The 14,860-nt window shown below is 70.0% G+C and carries 12 protein-coding genes; 8 read left to right on the top strand and 4 right to left on the bottom strand.

The window, feature by feature from the left end; genetic code table 11:
* Positions 1-2: 2 nt before the first annotated feature.
* Both lpdA and G6G98_RS00295 read right to left on the bottom strand, forming a co-directional pair.
* A complete protein-coding gene (gene lpdA, locus G6G98_RS00290; protein ID WP_164233889.1) occupies positions 3-1,400 on the bottom strand; it encodes a dihydrolipoyl dehydrogenase in 1,398 nt (465 codons plus the stop codon).
* Positions 1,401-1,404: 4 nt separating this feature from the next.
* Positions 1,405-2,055 carry a copper resistance CopC family protein gene (locus tag G6G98_RS00295; RefSeq protein WP_164233888.1) on the bottom strand — a complete coding sequence of 217 codons (651 nt, stop codon included), beginning with the start codon at positions 2,053-2,055 and terminating at the stop codon, positions 1,405-1,407.
* Between the two features lie 100 nt (positions 2,056-2,155).
* Here G6G98_RS00295 and G6G98_RS00300 point away from each other — a divergent pair, with 100 nt between their 5' ends.
* From G6G98_RS00300 to G6G98_RS00310, 3 genes are all read left to right on the top strand, one after another.
* Positions 2,156-2,638 carry an FHA domain-containing protein gene (locus G6G98_RS00300; protein WP_164233887.1) on the top strand — a complete coding sequence of 161 codons (483 nt, stop codon included), beginning with the start codon at positions 2,156-2,158 and terminating at the stop codon, positions 2,636-2,638.
* Positions 2,638-3,327 carry a transcriptional regulator FtsR gene (ftsR, locus tag G6G98_RS00305; RefSeq protein ID WP_067353039.1) on the top strand — a complete coding sequence of 230 codons (690 nt, stop codon included), beginning with the start codon at positions 2,638-2,640 and terminating at the stop codon, positions 3,325-3,327. The genes G6G98_RS00300 and ftsR overlap by 1 nt, the downstream gene beginning before the upstream one ends.
* Positions 3,328-3,426: 99 nt before the next feature.
* Positions 3,427-3,972: a MerR family transcriptional regulator gene (locus G6G98_RS00310; RefSeq protein ID WP_067353033.1), complete on the top strand. Its 546-nt coding sequence runs from the start codon at positions 3,427-3,429 to the stop codon at positions 3,970-3,972.
* A gap of 79 nt (positions 3,973-4,051) precedes the next feature.
* On the opposite strand, the gene G6G98_RS00315 is transcribed toward G6G98_RS00310, so the two are convergent.
* Positions 4,052-4,864 carry a ParA family protein gene (locus G6G98_RS00315; protein WP_067353808.1) on the bottom strand — a complete coding sequence of 271 codons (813 nt, stop codon included), beginning with the start codon at positions 4,862-4,864 and terminating at the stop codon, positions 4,052-4,054.
* Between the two features lie 92 nt (positions 4,865-4,956).
* Here G6G98_RS00315 and G6G98_RS00320 point away from each other — a divergent pair, with 92 nt between their 5' ends.
* The 3 genes from G6G98_RS00320 to def all read left to right on the top strand — a co-directional run bounded on the left by G6G98_RS00320 (position 4,957) and on the right by def (position 10,676).
* Positions 4,957-8,364: a pyruvate carboxylase gene (locus tag G6G98_RS00320; protein ID WP_067353031.1), complete on the top strand. Its 3,408-nt coding sequence runs from the start codon at positions 4,957-4,959 to the stop codon at positions 8,362-8,364.
* Positions 8,365-8,430: 66 nt separating this feature from the next.
* On the top strand, positions 8,431-10,185 hold the full coding sequence (locus G6G98_RS00325) for a MinD/ParA family ATP-binding protein (protein WP_164233886.1): 1,755 nt from the start codon (positions 8,431-8,433) through the stop codon (positions 10,183-10,185).
* A complete protein-coding gene (gene def / locus G6G98_RS00330; protein WP_067353025.1) occupies positions 10,185-10,676 on the top strand; it encodes a peptide deformylase in 492 nt (163 codons plus the stop codon). The genes G6G98_RS00325 and def overlap by 1 nt, the downstream gene beginning before the upstream one ends.
* A gap of 64 nt (positions 10,677-10,740) precedes the next feature.
* Here def and G6G98_RS00335 read toward each other — a convergent pair whose 3' ends face one another.
* Positions 10,741-12,573, bottom strand: coding sequence for an AMP-dependent synthetase/ligase (locus G6G98_RS00335; RefSeq protein ID WP_067353022.1), 1,833 nt, complete (start codon positions 12,571-12,573; stop codon positions 10,741-10,743).
* A gap of 149 nt (positions 12,574-12,722) precedes the next feature.
* On the opposite strand from G6G98_RS00335, the gene G6G98_RS00340 reads away from it, so the two are divergent.
* Positions 12,723-13,421, top strand: coding sequence for a lysophospholipid acyltransferase family protein (locus G6G98_RS00340; protein ID WP_067353018.1), 699 nt, complete (start codon positions 12,723-12,725; stop codon positions 13,419-13,421).
* A 38-nt stretch (positions 13,422-13,459) separates the two neighbouring features.
* Entirely contained in the window at positions 13,460-14,800 is a 1,341-nt protein-coding gene (locus tag G6G98_RS00345) for a class II 3-deoxy-7-phosphoheptulonate synthase (protein ID WP_067353016.1), read from the top strand.
* Positions 14,801-14,860 lie beyond the last annotated feature (60 nt).

The raw sequence follows: 14,860 nt of genomic DNA on the forward strand, positions 1-14,860 counted from the left end.
GATCAGAAGTTGATCATGTGGCCGGCGAGGCCGTGGAAGCCCTCCTGCAGCGCCTCCGACAGCGTCGGGTGCGTGTGCACGTTGCGGGCCAGCTCGAGGGCCGTGAGGTCCCACTTCTGCGCCAGGGTCAGCTCCGGGAGGAGCTCCGAGACGTCCGGGCCGATCATGTGGGCGCCGATGAGCTCGAGGTGCTCGGCATCCGCGATGAGCTTGACGAAGCCGACGGGCTCGCCGAGGCCGTGCGCCTTGCCGTTCGCCATGAACGGGAAGGTGGCGACCTTGATCTCGCGGCCCTCGTCCTTCGCCTGCTGCTCGGTGAGGCCGAAGGAGGCCACCTGCGGCGAGCAGAAGGTCGCGCGCGGCATCATGCGGTAGTCGCCCAGGGTCTGCGTCTCGGCGTTGCCGATCGTCTCGGCGGCCACGACGCCCTGCGCCTCCGCCACGTGGGCGAGCTGCAGCTTGGCGGTCACGTCGCCGATGGCGTAGATGCCCTCGACGTTGGTGCGCATGTGGTCGTCGATCTCGATGGCGCCGCGGTCGGTGAGCTTCACGCCCGTGGCCTCCAGGCCGTAGCCGGTGACGTTGGGGGCGAATCCGATCGACATGAGGACCTTGGAGGCCTCGATCGAGCCCTGCTGGCCGTCCTTGCCGGTGTACGTGACGGTGACGGAGGAGCCGTTGTCGACGACGGTCTCGACCTTGGTGGAGGTGAGGATGTCGACGCCGTAGTTCTTGTACTGCTTCGCGATCTCCTTCGAGACGTCGGCGTCCTCGTTGGGGAGCGCGCGGTCGAGGAACTCGATGATCGTGACCTTGACGCCGTAGTTCGTCAGGACGTAGGCGAACTCCATGCCGATGGCGCCGGCGCCGACGATGACGATCGACTCGGGGAGGTCGCGGGTGAGGATCTGCTCCTCGAAGGTGACGACGTTCTGGCTGAGGGTGACGCCGGGGAGCAGGCGGACCGTCGAGCCCGTCGCGATGATGACGTTGTCGAAGGTGACCTCTTCGGTGGTGCCGTCGGCCTTGGCCACCGAGATCGCCTTCGGGCCGGTGAAGGTGCCGCGGCCGTTGTACTCGGTCACCTTGTTCTTCTTCATCAGGAAGTGGATGCCCTTGACGCGGCCCTCCGCGACCTCGCGGCTGCGGTCGAAGGCCTTGCCGAAGTCGAGCGTGAACTCACCGGAGATGCCGAAGAAGTCGGCCTTGTGGTTCAGGGTGTGCGCGATCTCCGCGTTCTTCAGGAGCGCCTTGGAGGGGATGCACCCCACGTTGAGGCACACACCGCCCCAGTACTTCTCCTCGATGATGGCGGTGGACAGGCCGAGCTGCGCGCTGCGAACTGCGGCGACGTAACCGCCAGGACCTGCACCGAGGACGACGACATCGTAGTGTGGCATGGTCTCAGCCTATCGCGTCGGAATCGCCCGGCTTCCGGTTTCCACGACGTGAGAGAAGCACCACGACGACCGCCGCGAGGATGAGGGCGCCGAGGGCCGCGAGGAGCCAGATCCCCGTGGCGTCGGCGGCCGGATCGGCGGCATCGGGGGCGTCGGTGGTCGGCGGCGCGGACGTCGGCGGGGTGGACGGCAGCGCCTCCTCCGTGGCGGAGGTGGTCGGCTCCACCACGGGCGCCACCGCCGTCGTCTCGGCGACGACGAAGGAGAACTCGCCGGAGGTGGGATGCCCGTCGCTGGAGACCACCTTCCAGACCACGTGGTAGGCGCCGGCCTCGGCCTCGGAGACGAGCGGCTGGGTGACGATCGCCCCGTTCACCGTGGCGGGCCCGTCGGTGACCGAGTCGCCGTCGGCATCCGTCACCACGACCTCCGTGGAGCCCTCGCCGTCGATGAGCTTGGCGCTGAACGTGAGGGTGAGCTCCGCGGGGAGGGTGTCCACGGTGCTGTCCGCCGCGGGGGAGGATGCCGTCAGGGCGTCGTGCGCGGATGCGACAAGCGGGCCCGACAGGACGAGGAAGGCCGTCAGCAGTGCCGCCGCGAGCGCGATCGGGACGGTCGGGAGGCGGCGGGCTGCGGTTTTCGCGACGGCATTCACGACACCCAGCCTATGAATCTCCGGTATGTGATGGCTGAGTGCGAAGGAGCCTCCCGCGCGGCCCGCCGCATCGGTTAGTCTGGACGATCAGGAGGGCACAGTGACAGACAGCGAGAGCCGACAGGCTGGAGACGCGATCCACCGTTCCGGCGAACAGAAGCACGATGTGACGCAGACGTTCGGGCACGATTCGGATCTTTCCTTCGTGCCGTTCGGTGTGGAGCTGACCGATGTCGAGCAGGGGGCGATCGCCGCGCTGCCGTCCGGCTCGGCGCTGCTGCTGGTGCGCTCCGGCGCGCTCGCCGGTGCCCGCTATCTCCTCGACACGGACGTGACGACCGTGGGCCGTCACCCCGAGGCCGACATCTTCTTCGACGACGTCACGGTGTCCCGCCGGCACGCGGAGATCACCCGCAGCGGCTCCTCGTTCGAGATCATCGATCAGCGCTCGCTCAACGGCACGTACGTCAACGGCGAGCGGGTCGACCGCAGCGCCCTCGTCGACGGCTCGGAGCTCCGGGTCGGCAAGTTCCGCCTGAACTTCTTCGCATCCCCACTCGACCGCGCGGCGGCGAACGACTGATGGCGGCCTCTCCCGCCCGCGAACGCTCTGCGTCCGCGGGCCTGCTGAGCATCGGCCAGGTGCTCGCGAGGCTCACACCGGAGTTCCCCGAGCTCACCAGCAGCAAGCTGCGCTTCCTCGAGGTGCAGGGGATCGTCTCGCCGTCGCGGACCGATTCCGGATACCGCAAGTTCTCGCAGGCGGACATCGACCGGCTGCGCCTGGGGCTCACCCTGCAGCGCGACCACTATCTGCCCCTGAGCGTCATCCGGGAGCAGCTGGACGACATCGAGGCGGGCGGCGAGTCCGCAGGCGGGCTCGTGCCGCCGCCCTCGATCGCGCCGGCCCCGCGCCGGTACCGGCGCGACGAGCTGCTCACCGCCGCCGGCGCCGGACCCCAGCTCCTCAACGACGCGATCAGCACCGGCGTGATCGCCGCCCAGGAGAGCTACCCCGAGGCCACCGTCACTCTTCTCCGCGGGCTGGTGGCCCTCGATCGCCACGGCATCGAGCCGCGGCACCTGCGCGCCCTCCGGCAGGGTGCAGAGCGAGAGGTCGCGCTCATCGAGTCGGCCATGTCCGCGCTGCTGCGCCGCACGGATGCCGCGTCGCGGGCGAAGGCGAACGAGATGGCGCCGAATCTGGCCTCGAAGATCGACGAGGTGCGCGCCCTGTTCGTGAAGGAAGCGCTCGCGCGCCTGCTTTCGTAACGAACTGATTGCGACACACCTTCGTCGTCGCACGGATGTCATTGCCGGTGCCCTGACGCTGCTCTAGCGTGGAGGTAACGGCTCCAGGGAGGACTTCAGATGAATGCGGACGAGCGCACCGGCGACCCGCGGTTCGTGACCGAGCTCCTCTTCACCGACGGCCTGCCGGCGATGGACGACGAGGTCGGCTACCGCGGTGCGGTCGCCGCTCGCGCCGCTGGCATCACCTACCGGCAGCTGGACTACTGGGCCCGCACCGAGCTCGTCGAGCCCACCGTGCGCGGGGCCAGCGGCTCCGGGTCGCAGCGCCTCTACGGCTTCCGCGACATCCTCGTCCTCAAGCTCGTGAAGAGCCTCCTCGACACCGGCATCTCGCTGCAGCAGATCCGCACCGCCGTCGAGGAGCTGCGCCGCGCCGGCATCCGCGACCTCGCAGGCACCACGCTGATGAGCGACGGCGCCTCCGTCTACCTGTGCACCTCGAACGACGAGGTGATCGACCTCGTCAGCCGTGGCCAGGGCGTGTTCGGCATCGCCGTGGGCAAGGTGCTCCGCGAGGTCGAGTCCACGCTGGTCGAGTTCGATCCGACCGCACCCGATCCCGTCGACGAGCTCAGCGCCCGCCGCGCCAAGCGCACCGCATAGTCTCTCCGCCGCGCCCGCAGCGCAGCCGGATGAAAGAAGAAGCCCGCTCGATGAGCGGGCTTCTCGCTGTGCGGGGCTCTCAGGCCTGGGGGCCCGATTCCGGAACCTGGATGCGTCCGGTGCGGATGATCCTGTCCAGCAGGGAGTCGAAGTCGGCTGCGAGCTCCTGGGCGGAGTCGCCGGGCCAGATGTGCAGCGGCTTCGCCGCGCCCTGCGCCTGCTGCAGCGACGTGCGCTCCGGCAGCTGGGGGGAGAGCACGAGCGGGCCGAACATGTCGCGCAGCTCCTTGATGCGGAACTGATGCTCGATCGACTGCGGGCGCACCCGGTTGACGACGATGCCGAGCGGCTGAAGGCGCGGGGAGAGCCCCCGGCGGATCTCCTCGATCGCGCGGAGGGCGCGGTCGGCGGCGGCCACGGAGAACAGACCGGGCTCGGTGACCACCATGACGCGGTCGCTGGCTGCCCAGGCGGTGCGGGTGAGCGCGTTCAGCGAGGGCGCGCAGTCGATGAGGACGAGGTCGTAGTCCGCCTCGACGGCGGCGAGCGCCTCCTCGAGCTTCCACACGTCGCGGACGCTCGGGTGCGGGCCGTCGAAGTTGATGGCCGAGGGGCTGCCGATGAGCACGTCGATCGTGCCGGGGTGCACCTTCGCCCAGCCGCTGGAGGTGATCGCCTGCCGGACGACCTTCTCCTTCGGGTTCGCCAGGACATCGGCGATGTTGAGCCGGCCGGCCACCTGGATGTCCATCCCGGTGGAGACGTCGGACTGCGGGTCGAGGTCGACGACAAGCGTCCGGACACCGCGGGCGAAGGCCGCTGAGGCCAGTCCGAGTGTCACGGTCGTCTTGCCGACGCCTCCCTTGAGAGAGCTGACGCTGAGTACGTGCACGAACCCCACGTTACCTTCCCCTAGGCTGAGGGAACACTCAGCCCCGCCCGCAGCGCGGCGAAAACGCCGCGCACGAGCTCTCAGAGGTGTGCATGTTCCAGAAGATCCTTGTGGCCAACCGCGGCGAGATCGCGATCCGGGCATTCCGCGCGGCTTTCGAAGTGGGGGCCAGGACCGTCGCGGTGTTCCCGTACGAAGACCGCGGCTCCGTGCATCGGCTGAAGGCCGACGAGGCCTATCAGATCGGGGAGCGCGGGCATCCGGTGCGCGCGTACCTCGATGTCGACGAGATCATCCGCGTGGCGAAGGAGGCCGGGGCGGACGCCATCTACCCCGGGTACGGATTCCTCTCCGAGAACCCCGAGCTCGCGGAGAAGGCCGCGGCGAACGGCATCGTCTTCATCGGGCCGCCGGCGAAGGTGCTGGAGATGGCGGGCAACAAGGTCGAGGCGAAGCGTCACGCCATCGAGGCCGGCGTCCCGGTGCTGCGCTCGACGGAGGCGTCCGACGACGTCGACGCGCTCGTCGCGCAGGCCGACGGGATCGGCTTCCCCCTGTTCGCCAAGGCCGTCGCCGGCGGCGGCGGTCGAGGGATGCGCCGCGTGGAGACGAAGGGCGAGCTGGCGCCGGCCCTCGCCGAGGCCATGCGAGAGGCCGCCAGCGCCTTCGGCGACCCGCGGATGTTCCTGGAGCAGGCCGTCGTCCGCCCTCGCCACATCGAGGTGCAGATCCTCGCGGACAAGACCGGAGAGACCGTGCACCTCTTCGAGCGGGACTGCTCCGTGCAGCGCCGCCATCAGAAGGTGGTGGAGATCGCGCCCGCCCCGAACCTGGACGACGGCATCCGCTCGGCGCTGCACGGCTACGCGGTCGCGTTCGCGCGCTCGATCGGCTACGAGAACGCCGGCACCGTCGAGTTCCTGCTGGAGACGGCGGGGGAGCGAGCCGGCGAGGTCGTGTTCATCGAGATGAACCCGCGCATCCAGGTCGAGCACACGGTCACCGAGGAGGTGACCGACGTCGATCTCGTGCAGAGCCAGATGCGCATCGCGGCCGGGCAGACGCTCGCCGACCTCGGCCTGCAGCAGGCGGACATCCGACTGCGCGGCGCGGCCCTGCAGTGCCGCATCACGACCGAGGACCCCACGCAGGGCTTCCGCCCCGACACCGGAAAGATCACCACGTACCGCTCGCCCGGCGGCGCCGGCATCCGCCTCGACGGCGGCACGGTGCACCAGGGGGCGCAGATCAGCCCGCACTTCGACTCGATGCTCTCGAAGCTCACCTGCCGCGGTCGCGACTTCCCCGCGGCGGTCGCCCGCGCCCGCCGCGCACTCGCCGAGTTCCGCATCCGCGGCGTCTCCACGAACATCCCGTTCCTGCAGGCGCTGCTCGAGGACGAGGCGTTCGTCGCCGGCGATGTGAGCACCTCCTTCATCGACGAGCGGCCGGAGCTCCTCCGCGGGCGCGTGTCGAAGGACCGCGGCACGAAGATCCTGAACTGGCTCGTCGACGTCACCGTGAACAAGCCGCACGGCGTCAACCCTGGGGCCGCCGACCCCGTCGCCAAGCTGCCGTCGATCGACCTCACGGCCGCGCCGGCCCCCGGCTCGCGTCAGCGCCTGCTCGAGCTCGGCCCCGAGGGCTTCGCCGCGAGCCTGCGCGCACAGACCGCCCTGGCGATCACCGACACGACGTTCCGCGACGCGCACCAGTCGCTGCTCGCGACGCGCGTGCGCACCAAGGACCTCGTGGCCGCCGCTCCGTACCTCGCACGGCTCACGCCCGGGTTGCTGTCCGTCGAGGCCTGGGGCGGTGCGACCTACGACGTGGCGCTGCGCTTCCTCGGCGAGGACCCCTGGGAGCGACTCGACAAGCTGCGCGAGGCGCTGCCGAACGTGGCGATCCAGATGCTGCTGCGCGGACGCAACACGGTCGGCTACACGCCCTACCCGACGGCGGTGACCGAGGCGTTCGTCGCGGAGGCCGCGGCGAGCGGCATCGACATCTTCCGGATCTTCGACGCGCTGAACGACGTGGAGCAGATGCGTCCGGCGATCGAGGCGGTCCGGAGCACGGGCACCGCGGTGGCCGAGGTCGCGCTCTGCTACACCGGCGACCTGCTGAACCCGGCCGAGAACCTGTACACGCTCGACTACTACCTGCGACTCGCTGAGCAGATCGTCGGGGCGGGCGCGCACATCCTCGCGATCAAGGACATGGCGGGTCTCCTTCGGCCGGCGGCCGCCGCGAAGCTCGTCTCCGCCCTGCGCGAGCGGTTCGACCTGCCGGTGCACCTGCACACGCACGACACCCCGGGGGGCCAGCTGGCCACCCTGCTCGCGGCCAGTGCCGCCGGCGTGGACGCGGTGGATGCCGCCTCCGCTCCGCTGTCGGGCACCACCAGCCAGCCGTCCCTGTCCTCGCTGGTCGCGGCCCTCGCGCACACCGAGCGCGACAGCGGCATCGACCTCGCAGGCGTCTCCGACCTCGAGCCGTACTGGGAGGCCGTGCGCCGCCAGTACGCGCCGTTCGAGTCCGGGCTGCCCGGACCCACGGGGCGCGTCTACCACCACGAGATCCCCGGCGGACAGCTGTCGAACCTTCGTCAGCAGGCGAAGGCGCTCGGCCTGGCCGACGACTTCGAGCTCATCGAGGACATGTACGCCGCCGCCGACCGCATCCTCGGCCGCGTGCCCAAGGTGACGCCCTCCTCCAAGGTGGTCGGCGATCTCGCGCTGCACCTGGCGGCCGTCAAGGCCGACCCTGCGGACTTCGAGGCGCACCCGGAGAAGTACGACGTGCCGGACTCCGTCGTCGGGTTCATGGCCGGCGAGCTCGGCGACCTCCCCGGTGGCTGGCCCGAGCCGTTCCGCTCCAAGGTGCTCGCCGGACGCACCGTGCGCACCGGGCTCACCGAGATCAGCGCCGACGACGAGGCGGCTCTCGCCGGGGACAGCGCCTCCCGCCGAGCGCGGCTGAACACGCTGCTGTTCCCCGCGCCGACGCGCGAGTTCGCACAGACGCGCGAGCTGTTCGGCGACCTCTCCGTGCTCGACACCGGCGACTACCTCTACGGCCTGGTGCAGGGACAGGAGCACCTGATCGAGATCGACCGCGGCGTGCAGCTCTACGTCGGGCTGGAGGCGATCGGCGACGCCGACGACAAGGGCATGCGCACCGTCATGACGACCCTCAACGGGCAGCTGCGACCAGTGTCCGTTCGCGACCGCTCGATCGTCGTCGACGTGCACGAGGTCGAGAAGGCCGACACGGCGGTGCCCGGTCAGGTGGCGGCGCCGTTCTCCGGTGTGGTCACCCTGAAGGCCGAGGTCGGCGCCACGGTGCGTGCCGGCGAACCCGTCGCCACCATCGAGGCGATGAAGATGGAGGCGGCGATCACGGCGCCCGTCGACGGCGTCGTGGAGCGACTCGCGATCGGGGAGACCCAGCAGGTGGACGCCGGCGACCTTTTGGTCGTCATCCGTCCCGCGCACTAATCTTGTGCGGGCGAGGGCCGCGCACCGCGTGCGCACCCGAGGCCCGCACAAGCTTGGAGTGACATCGTGACCCCGAAGAACGTGGCAGAACCGCAGGACGAGGAATCCAGGGGCGTGCTCGACGACGCCGCATCCCTGGACACGGCCGGCATCGGCATCCTGGCAGGCACCGCCCAGGTGAGCGTCGCCCTCCCCGTGGAGGAGGACGACGATCTCGCCGACGACGGGATCGTCGACGGCGAGGTCGTGGCGGATCTCATCATCGACGAGCCGTCTGCCGGCGAGCCGGCCGCGGCCGCCGGGGGCGACGCGCGTCCGCCCCTCCAGGAGTCCATCGTCATCGAGGTGCCGGAGATCGAGGAGAGCGCGCCCGCGGGGCCGGTCGCCGAAGAGGAGCGGACCATCGCAGCGGAGGACGCCGCCGCGGAGGAGACGCCTGAGCCGACCGAACCGGCCGGCGAACCCGAGCCGGCTGCCGAACCCGAGCCGGATGCCGTGGTGGAAGCGGATGCCGGGGCGGGACCGGATGCCGGGGCGGGACCGGATGCCGGAGCGGGACCGGATGCCGAGCCTGAGCCCGCACCGGAATCCGTGACGGCGCCGGAGCCGGAGAGCGCGTCCGCACCTCTCGACATCGCGGCGGAGGCCGCCGCCGCGGCGGCGTTCATCGCCCGTGCCAAGGCCGACCTCGAGGCGAAGGCGACCGCGCATATCGCGCCCGCCCGCCCGCAGCCGGCCCCGCCGAGGACCCCTGAGAAGGAGACCCCCGCTGTGGATGCAGCCCCGGACAAGCCGATCACGACGCCGCCGGCGAAAGCCGCGCGGGCCGAGGTCGCGCTCACCTCGAAGCGGCTCGACGACCTCGGCGAGGCGGCGCGGGAGAGCGCCGACCTTCTCACCGCGGATCGCCTGCTCGACCCTCACCAGCAGACCAAGCCGGAGCCTGAGGGGGCATGGAGCCACTTCCTGTACACCGTCTCCGGCCGGCGCATCAACATCGGCGACGGCCGTCGTGCCCGAGAGCGGAAGGCGCTGAGCGCGCGGATCGCCGCGCCGCTGACCGGGGGAGCACGCTTCGTGCCCGTTCTGTCGCGCAAGGGCGGTGTCGGCAAGACGACGATCACCGCGCTGCTCGGCATGGCGCTGGCCGACGCCCGCGAGGACAGGGTGATCGCGGTCGATGCGAACCCCGACCGCGGCACGCTGGCCGACCGCGTCGTGCGTCCGCACCACAGCAAGTCGGTTCGCGACCTCGTGCGCATCCACGATGACGTCAAGGGCTATCACGACCTCTCCGCCATCGTCGCGCGCGACGCCACACGGCTCGACGTGCTCGCCTCCGACGCCGACCCGCGCATCGCGGAGGCGTTCAGCGACAGCGATTACCGCGATGTCGCGGAGGTCGCCGCCCACTACTACTCGCTCGTCCTCACCGACACCGGGACCGGCATCGTGCATTCGGTCATGTCCGCGACCCTCGACCTCGCCGATCAGATCGTGATCGTGTCCGGGCTCAGCGTCGATGAGGCCCGCCTGGCCTCGGAGACCCTCACCTGGCTCGAGACGAACGGCTACGCGGCGCAGGCGCGCGACGCGATCGTCGTGCTGAACCAGTCGACGCCGGGAACGCCGCTGGTGCGGTTGAACGAGCTCGAGGCGCACTTCGGCACCAGAGCCAAGCGCGTCGTGCGGATGCCCTATGACGCGCAGATCGCGGGCGGCGGCACCATCGTCTTCGCGAACCTGCAGCCGGAGACCCGCACTGCCGCACGCGAGCTGGCGGCGCTGCTGGTCGAGGGCCTCCGGGCGAAGGCCGCCTGATGGCCGTCCGCGAGATCCGCGTCTTCGGCGACCCCGTGCTGCGCACCGTCTGCGCGCCCGTCGAGGAGATCGACGACGGCGTGCGCGCACTCGTGACCGACCTGGTCGACACCGTGGAGCTGCCCGGCCGCGCCGGTGTGGCGGCGAATCAGATCGGCGTCGCGGTGCGGGCGTTCAGCTACAACATCGACGGCGACATCGGCTACGTGCTCAACCCTGTGCTGACAGAGGTCCGCGGCGAGCCGGTGCCGACGGGGGAGGGGTGCCTCTCCGTGCCCGGACTCTGGCACGACGCCCTGCGTCACCCGTGGGCCCGTGTCGAGGGCATCGACCTCGACGGCAACCCGGTCGTCCTCGAGGGCGAGGGGCTCCTCGCCCAGGCGCTGCAGCACGAGACGGACCACCTGGACGGCAAGCTCTACCTGTCGAGGCTCGACCCGGAGACCCGCAAGCGTGCGATGCGCGAGGTGCGCGAGAGCTCCTGGTTCTGAGGCCTCTCCGAAGACGTGAAGAAGGGCCCCGCCTCGGCGGGGCCCTTCTTCACGTGGGGTGGCGTCAGCCGCCGATGGCGACGTTCGTCGTGGCGACGGGCTCGTCGTAGATCGCGGCGATCTCGTCGGCGAAGTCCTTCATGATGACGTTGCGCTTGATCGACATCTTCGGCGTGAGGTGGCCGGAGGCCTCCGTCCATTCGGAGTCGAGGATCGTGAACTTGCGGATCGACTCCGCGCGGGACACCCGGGTGTTCGCGGCATCCACGGCCCGTTGCACCTCTGCGCGCACGGCGTCGTTCTTCGCCGCATCCGCGAGGGACATGTCAGCCGGCAGCCCGTTGTTGCCCAGCCAGGTCGGCAGCATCTCCGGGTCGAGCGTGACGAGCGCCGCGATGAACGGACGCTGGTCGCCGACGACGACGACCTGGCCGACGATCGGATTGGCGCGGATCGGGTCCTCCAGTGCCGCAGGGGCGACGTTCTTGCCGCCGGCCGTGACGATGATCTCCTTCTTGCGCCCCGTGATCGTCAGGAAGCCCTCGGAGTCGAAGCTGCCAATGTCGCCGGTGCGGAACCAGCCGCCCTCGCTGAACGCCTCGGCGGTCGCCTCCGGGTTGTTCCAGTACTCCTTGAAGACGTTGATGCCGCGCACCTCGATCTCGCCGTCGTCGGCGAGGCGCACGCCGACGCCCGGCAGCGCGGGTCCGACGGTGCCGATCTTCGACTTGTCCGCGAGGTTGACGGTCGCCGGGGCGGTCGTCTCGGTGAGACCGTAGCCTTCGAGGATCACGACGCCGAGGCTGTGGAAGAAGTGGCCCAGGCGTGCGCCCAGCGGAGCGGACCCGGAGACCGCGTACGCCACGTTGCCGCCCATGGCCGCGCGGAGCTTGCTGTAGACGAGCTTGTTGAACAGGGCGAACTTCAGCTTGAGCCCGAGCGGGATCGACTTGCCCTCCTGGAGGAGCTTCGAGTGCTCGATCGCGACATCGGCCGCTGCGCGGAAGATCTTGCCCTTGCCGCCGGCCTCCGCCTTCTGCTCCGCGGAGTTGTACACCTTCTCGAAGACGCGCGGCACCGCGAGGAGGAAGGTCGGCTTGAACGAGCCGAGAGCGGGCAGCAGCTGGCGGGTGTCGGGCTGGTGCCCCGTGCGCACGCCGGCGTGGATGTCGAGGATCGAGATGAACCGTGCGAACACGTGCGCGGTCGTGATGAACAGCAGGGTGGACGCCCCCGGCATCGACAGCACGTCGTCGAGCGCCTTGGCCGAGTTCCGGCACAGTTCGACGAAGTTGCTGTGCGTGAGCACGCAGCCCTTCGGGCGCCCGGTCGATCCGGACGTGTAGATCAGGGTGGCGATGTCCGAGCCGATGGCGAGGTTGCGGCGCCGCTCGATCTCGGCGTCCGTCACCGAGGCGCCCTGGGCGACGAGCGCATCGAGAGCGCCGAGATGCATCTGCCACACCTCGCGGACGAGGGGGAGGTCGCCGCGCACCTCGTCGACGCGGGCGTGATGCTCGGGCGACTCGACCATGAGGGCGATCGCGCCGGAGTCCTCCATGATCCACTGGATCTGCGAGGGGGAGCTCGTCTCGTAGATCGGGACCATCACGGCGCCTGCGTAGAAGAGCGCGAAGTCCACGAGCGTCCACTCGTAGGTGGTGCGCGCGAGGAAGCCGACCTTCTCCCCGGGCTGGATGCCGGCGGCCGCGAAGCCCTTGGCCAGCGCGATGACGGCGGTCTGGAAGTCGGCTGCGGAGATGTCACGCCAGCCGTCACCCTCCGGCACGGAGAACAGCGCGCGGTCCGGAGTCGCCTCCACGCGCTTCACGAGCAGGTCGGTGACGTTTGCGTCGGGGTCGGCGGGGACGACGGCGGGGACTTCGAACTGGACCACGGCAGCTCCTTCGGTACCTCGGGCACGGGGTTGGTCCGAGTCTAGAGCATGGAACCGAGTCGCACACATGCTGGCACTGAGTCGCTATCTCGTTCTCTGTCGAAGAGGGCCGAGAGAAGACGGCGGCCGCGGCGCTAGACTTCCACTCGATGTTCTACTGGCTGATGAAGTACGTCGTGATCGGCCCCGTGGTGAAGGCGGTCTTCCGCCCCTGGATCGTGGGGCGCGGGAACGTGCCCGCGCACGGCGCGGCGATCCTCGCCAGCAACCATCTGTCGTTCGCCGACTCGATCTTCCTGCCCCTGATGATCGACAGGCCGATGTCGTTCCTCGCGAAGAGCGACTACTTCACCGGCCGCGGCCTCAAGGGCTGGGCCACGCGCTTCTTCATGAGCGCGACGGGGCAGATCCCGATCGACCGATCCGGCGGCAAGGCCTCCGAGGCCTCGCTGAACACCGGACTCCAGGTGCTCGGCCGCGGAGACCTGCTCGGCATCTATCCGGAGGGCACTCGCAGCCCCGACGGCAAGCTGTACCGCGGCCGCACCGGCATCGCGCGGATGGCGCTCGAGGCGAAGGTCCCGGTGATCCCGGTCATCATGGTCGACACCGACACGGCGATGCCGATCGGGCAGCGCATCCCCAACGTGATGCGCGTGGGGATCGTCATCGGGGAGCCGCTCGACTTCTCCCGCTACGCCGGCATGGAGAACGACCGGTACATCCTCCGGTCCGTCACCGACGAGATCATGGTGGCCCTGCATCGCCTGGGCGAACAGGAGTACGACGACGTCTACGCGTCGACGGTGAAGGACCGTCTTCCCGCGCGCGTCACACGGCGCTCCTGAGCGTCTCGGGCAGGTCGGCGCCCGCTAGGCTGGAGGGCATGCTCCCGCACCACATCGACGCCCTTGACGCGTGGCGCTCGCTCCCGATCAAGCAGCAGCCCCAGTGGCCGGACGCCGAGCGCGTCGCCGAGGTCTCCGCCCAGATCGCGGGGCTCCCGCCGCTGGTGTTCGCGGGTGAGGTCGACAATCTCCGCGACCGCCTCGCCCGTGCGGCCTCCGGCAAGGCCTTCCTGCTGCAGGGCGGCGACTGCGCCGAGACTTTCGCCGGCGCCACCGCGGACCAGATCCGCAACCGCATCAAGACGGTGCTGCAGATGGCCGTGGTGCTCACCTACGGCGCCTCGATGCCGGTCGTGAAGATGGGGCGCATGGCGGGGCAGTTCGCCAAGCCGCGTTCCAGCGACACCGAGACCCGTGGCGAGGTGACGCTGCCTGCCTACCGCGGCGACATCGTCAACGGCTACGACTTCACCGAGGGCTCGCGGCAGGCCGATCCCGGTCGCCTGCTGCAGGGCTACCACACGGCGGCCTCGACCCTGAACCTCATCCGCGCCTTCACCCAGGGCGGCTTCGCGGATCTCCGCGAGGTGCACTCCTGGAACAAGGGCTTCGCCCAGAACCCCGCCAACCAGCGCTACGAGCGCATGGCGGCGGAGATCGACCGCGCCATCAAGTTCATGGAGGCGGCCGGCGCCGACTTCGACGAGCTCAAGCGCGTCGAGTTCTTCACGGGGCACGAGGGTCTGCTGATGGACTACGAGCGTCCGATGACCCGCATCGACTCGCGCACGGACACGCCGTACAACACGTCCGCCCACTTCCTCTGGATCGGGGAGCGCACGCGCGAGCTCGACGGCGCGCACGTCGACTACTTCTCGAAGATCCGCAACCCGATCGGCGTGAAGCTCGGTCCCACTACGACGCCGGAGACCGCCCTCGCGCTGATCGACAAGCTCGACCCGAACCGCGAGCCGGGCCGCCTCACCTTCATCACGCGCATGGGCGCAGGGAAGATCCGCGATGCTCTGCCGCCGCTGCTCGAGGCCGTCCGCGACGCCGGTGCGCAGCCGCTGTGGGTCACGGATCCGATGCACGGCAACGGCATCACCACGCCCACCGGCTACAAGACCCGCCGCTTCGACGACGTGGTCGACGAGGTGCGCGGCTTCTTCGAGGCGCACCGCGCGGTCGGCACCTTCCCCGGCGGCATCCACGTCGAGCTCACCGGTGACGACGTCACCGAGTGCCTCGGCGGCTCCGAGCAGATCGACGAGGCCGCACTCGCGACCCGGTACGAGAGCCTGTGCGACCCGCGCCTGAACCACATGCAGTCGCTGGAGCTGGCCTTCCTCGTCGCGGAGGAGCTCGAGAAGCGCTGACCGCGACGACGCAGGAGGGCCCCGGAACCGTTCGGTTTCCGGGGCCCTCCTCTCATGCGC

It is taken from the genome of Microbacterium hydrocarbonoxydans (assembly GCF_011752045.1).
In the GTDB taxonomy this organism is placed as follows: Bacteria; Actinomycetota; Actinomycetes; order Actinomycetales; family Microbacteriaceae; genus Microbacterium.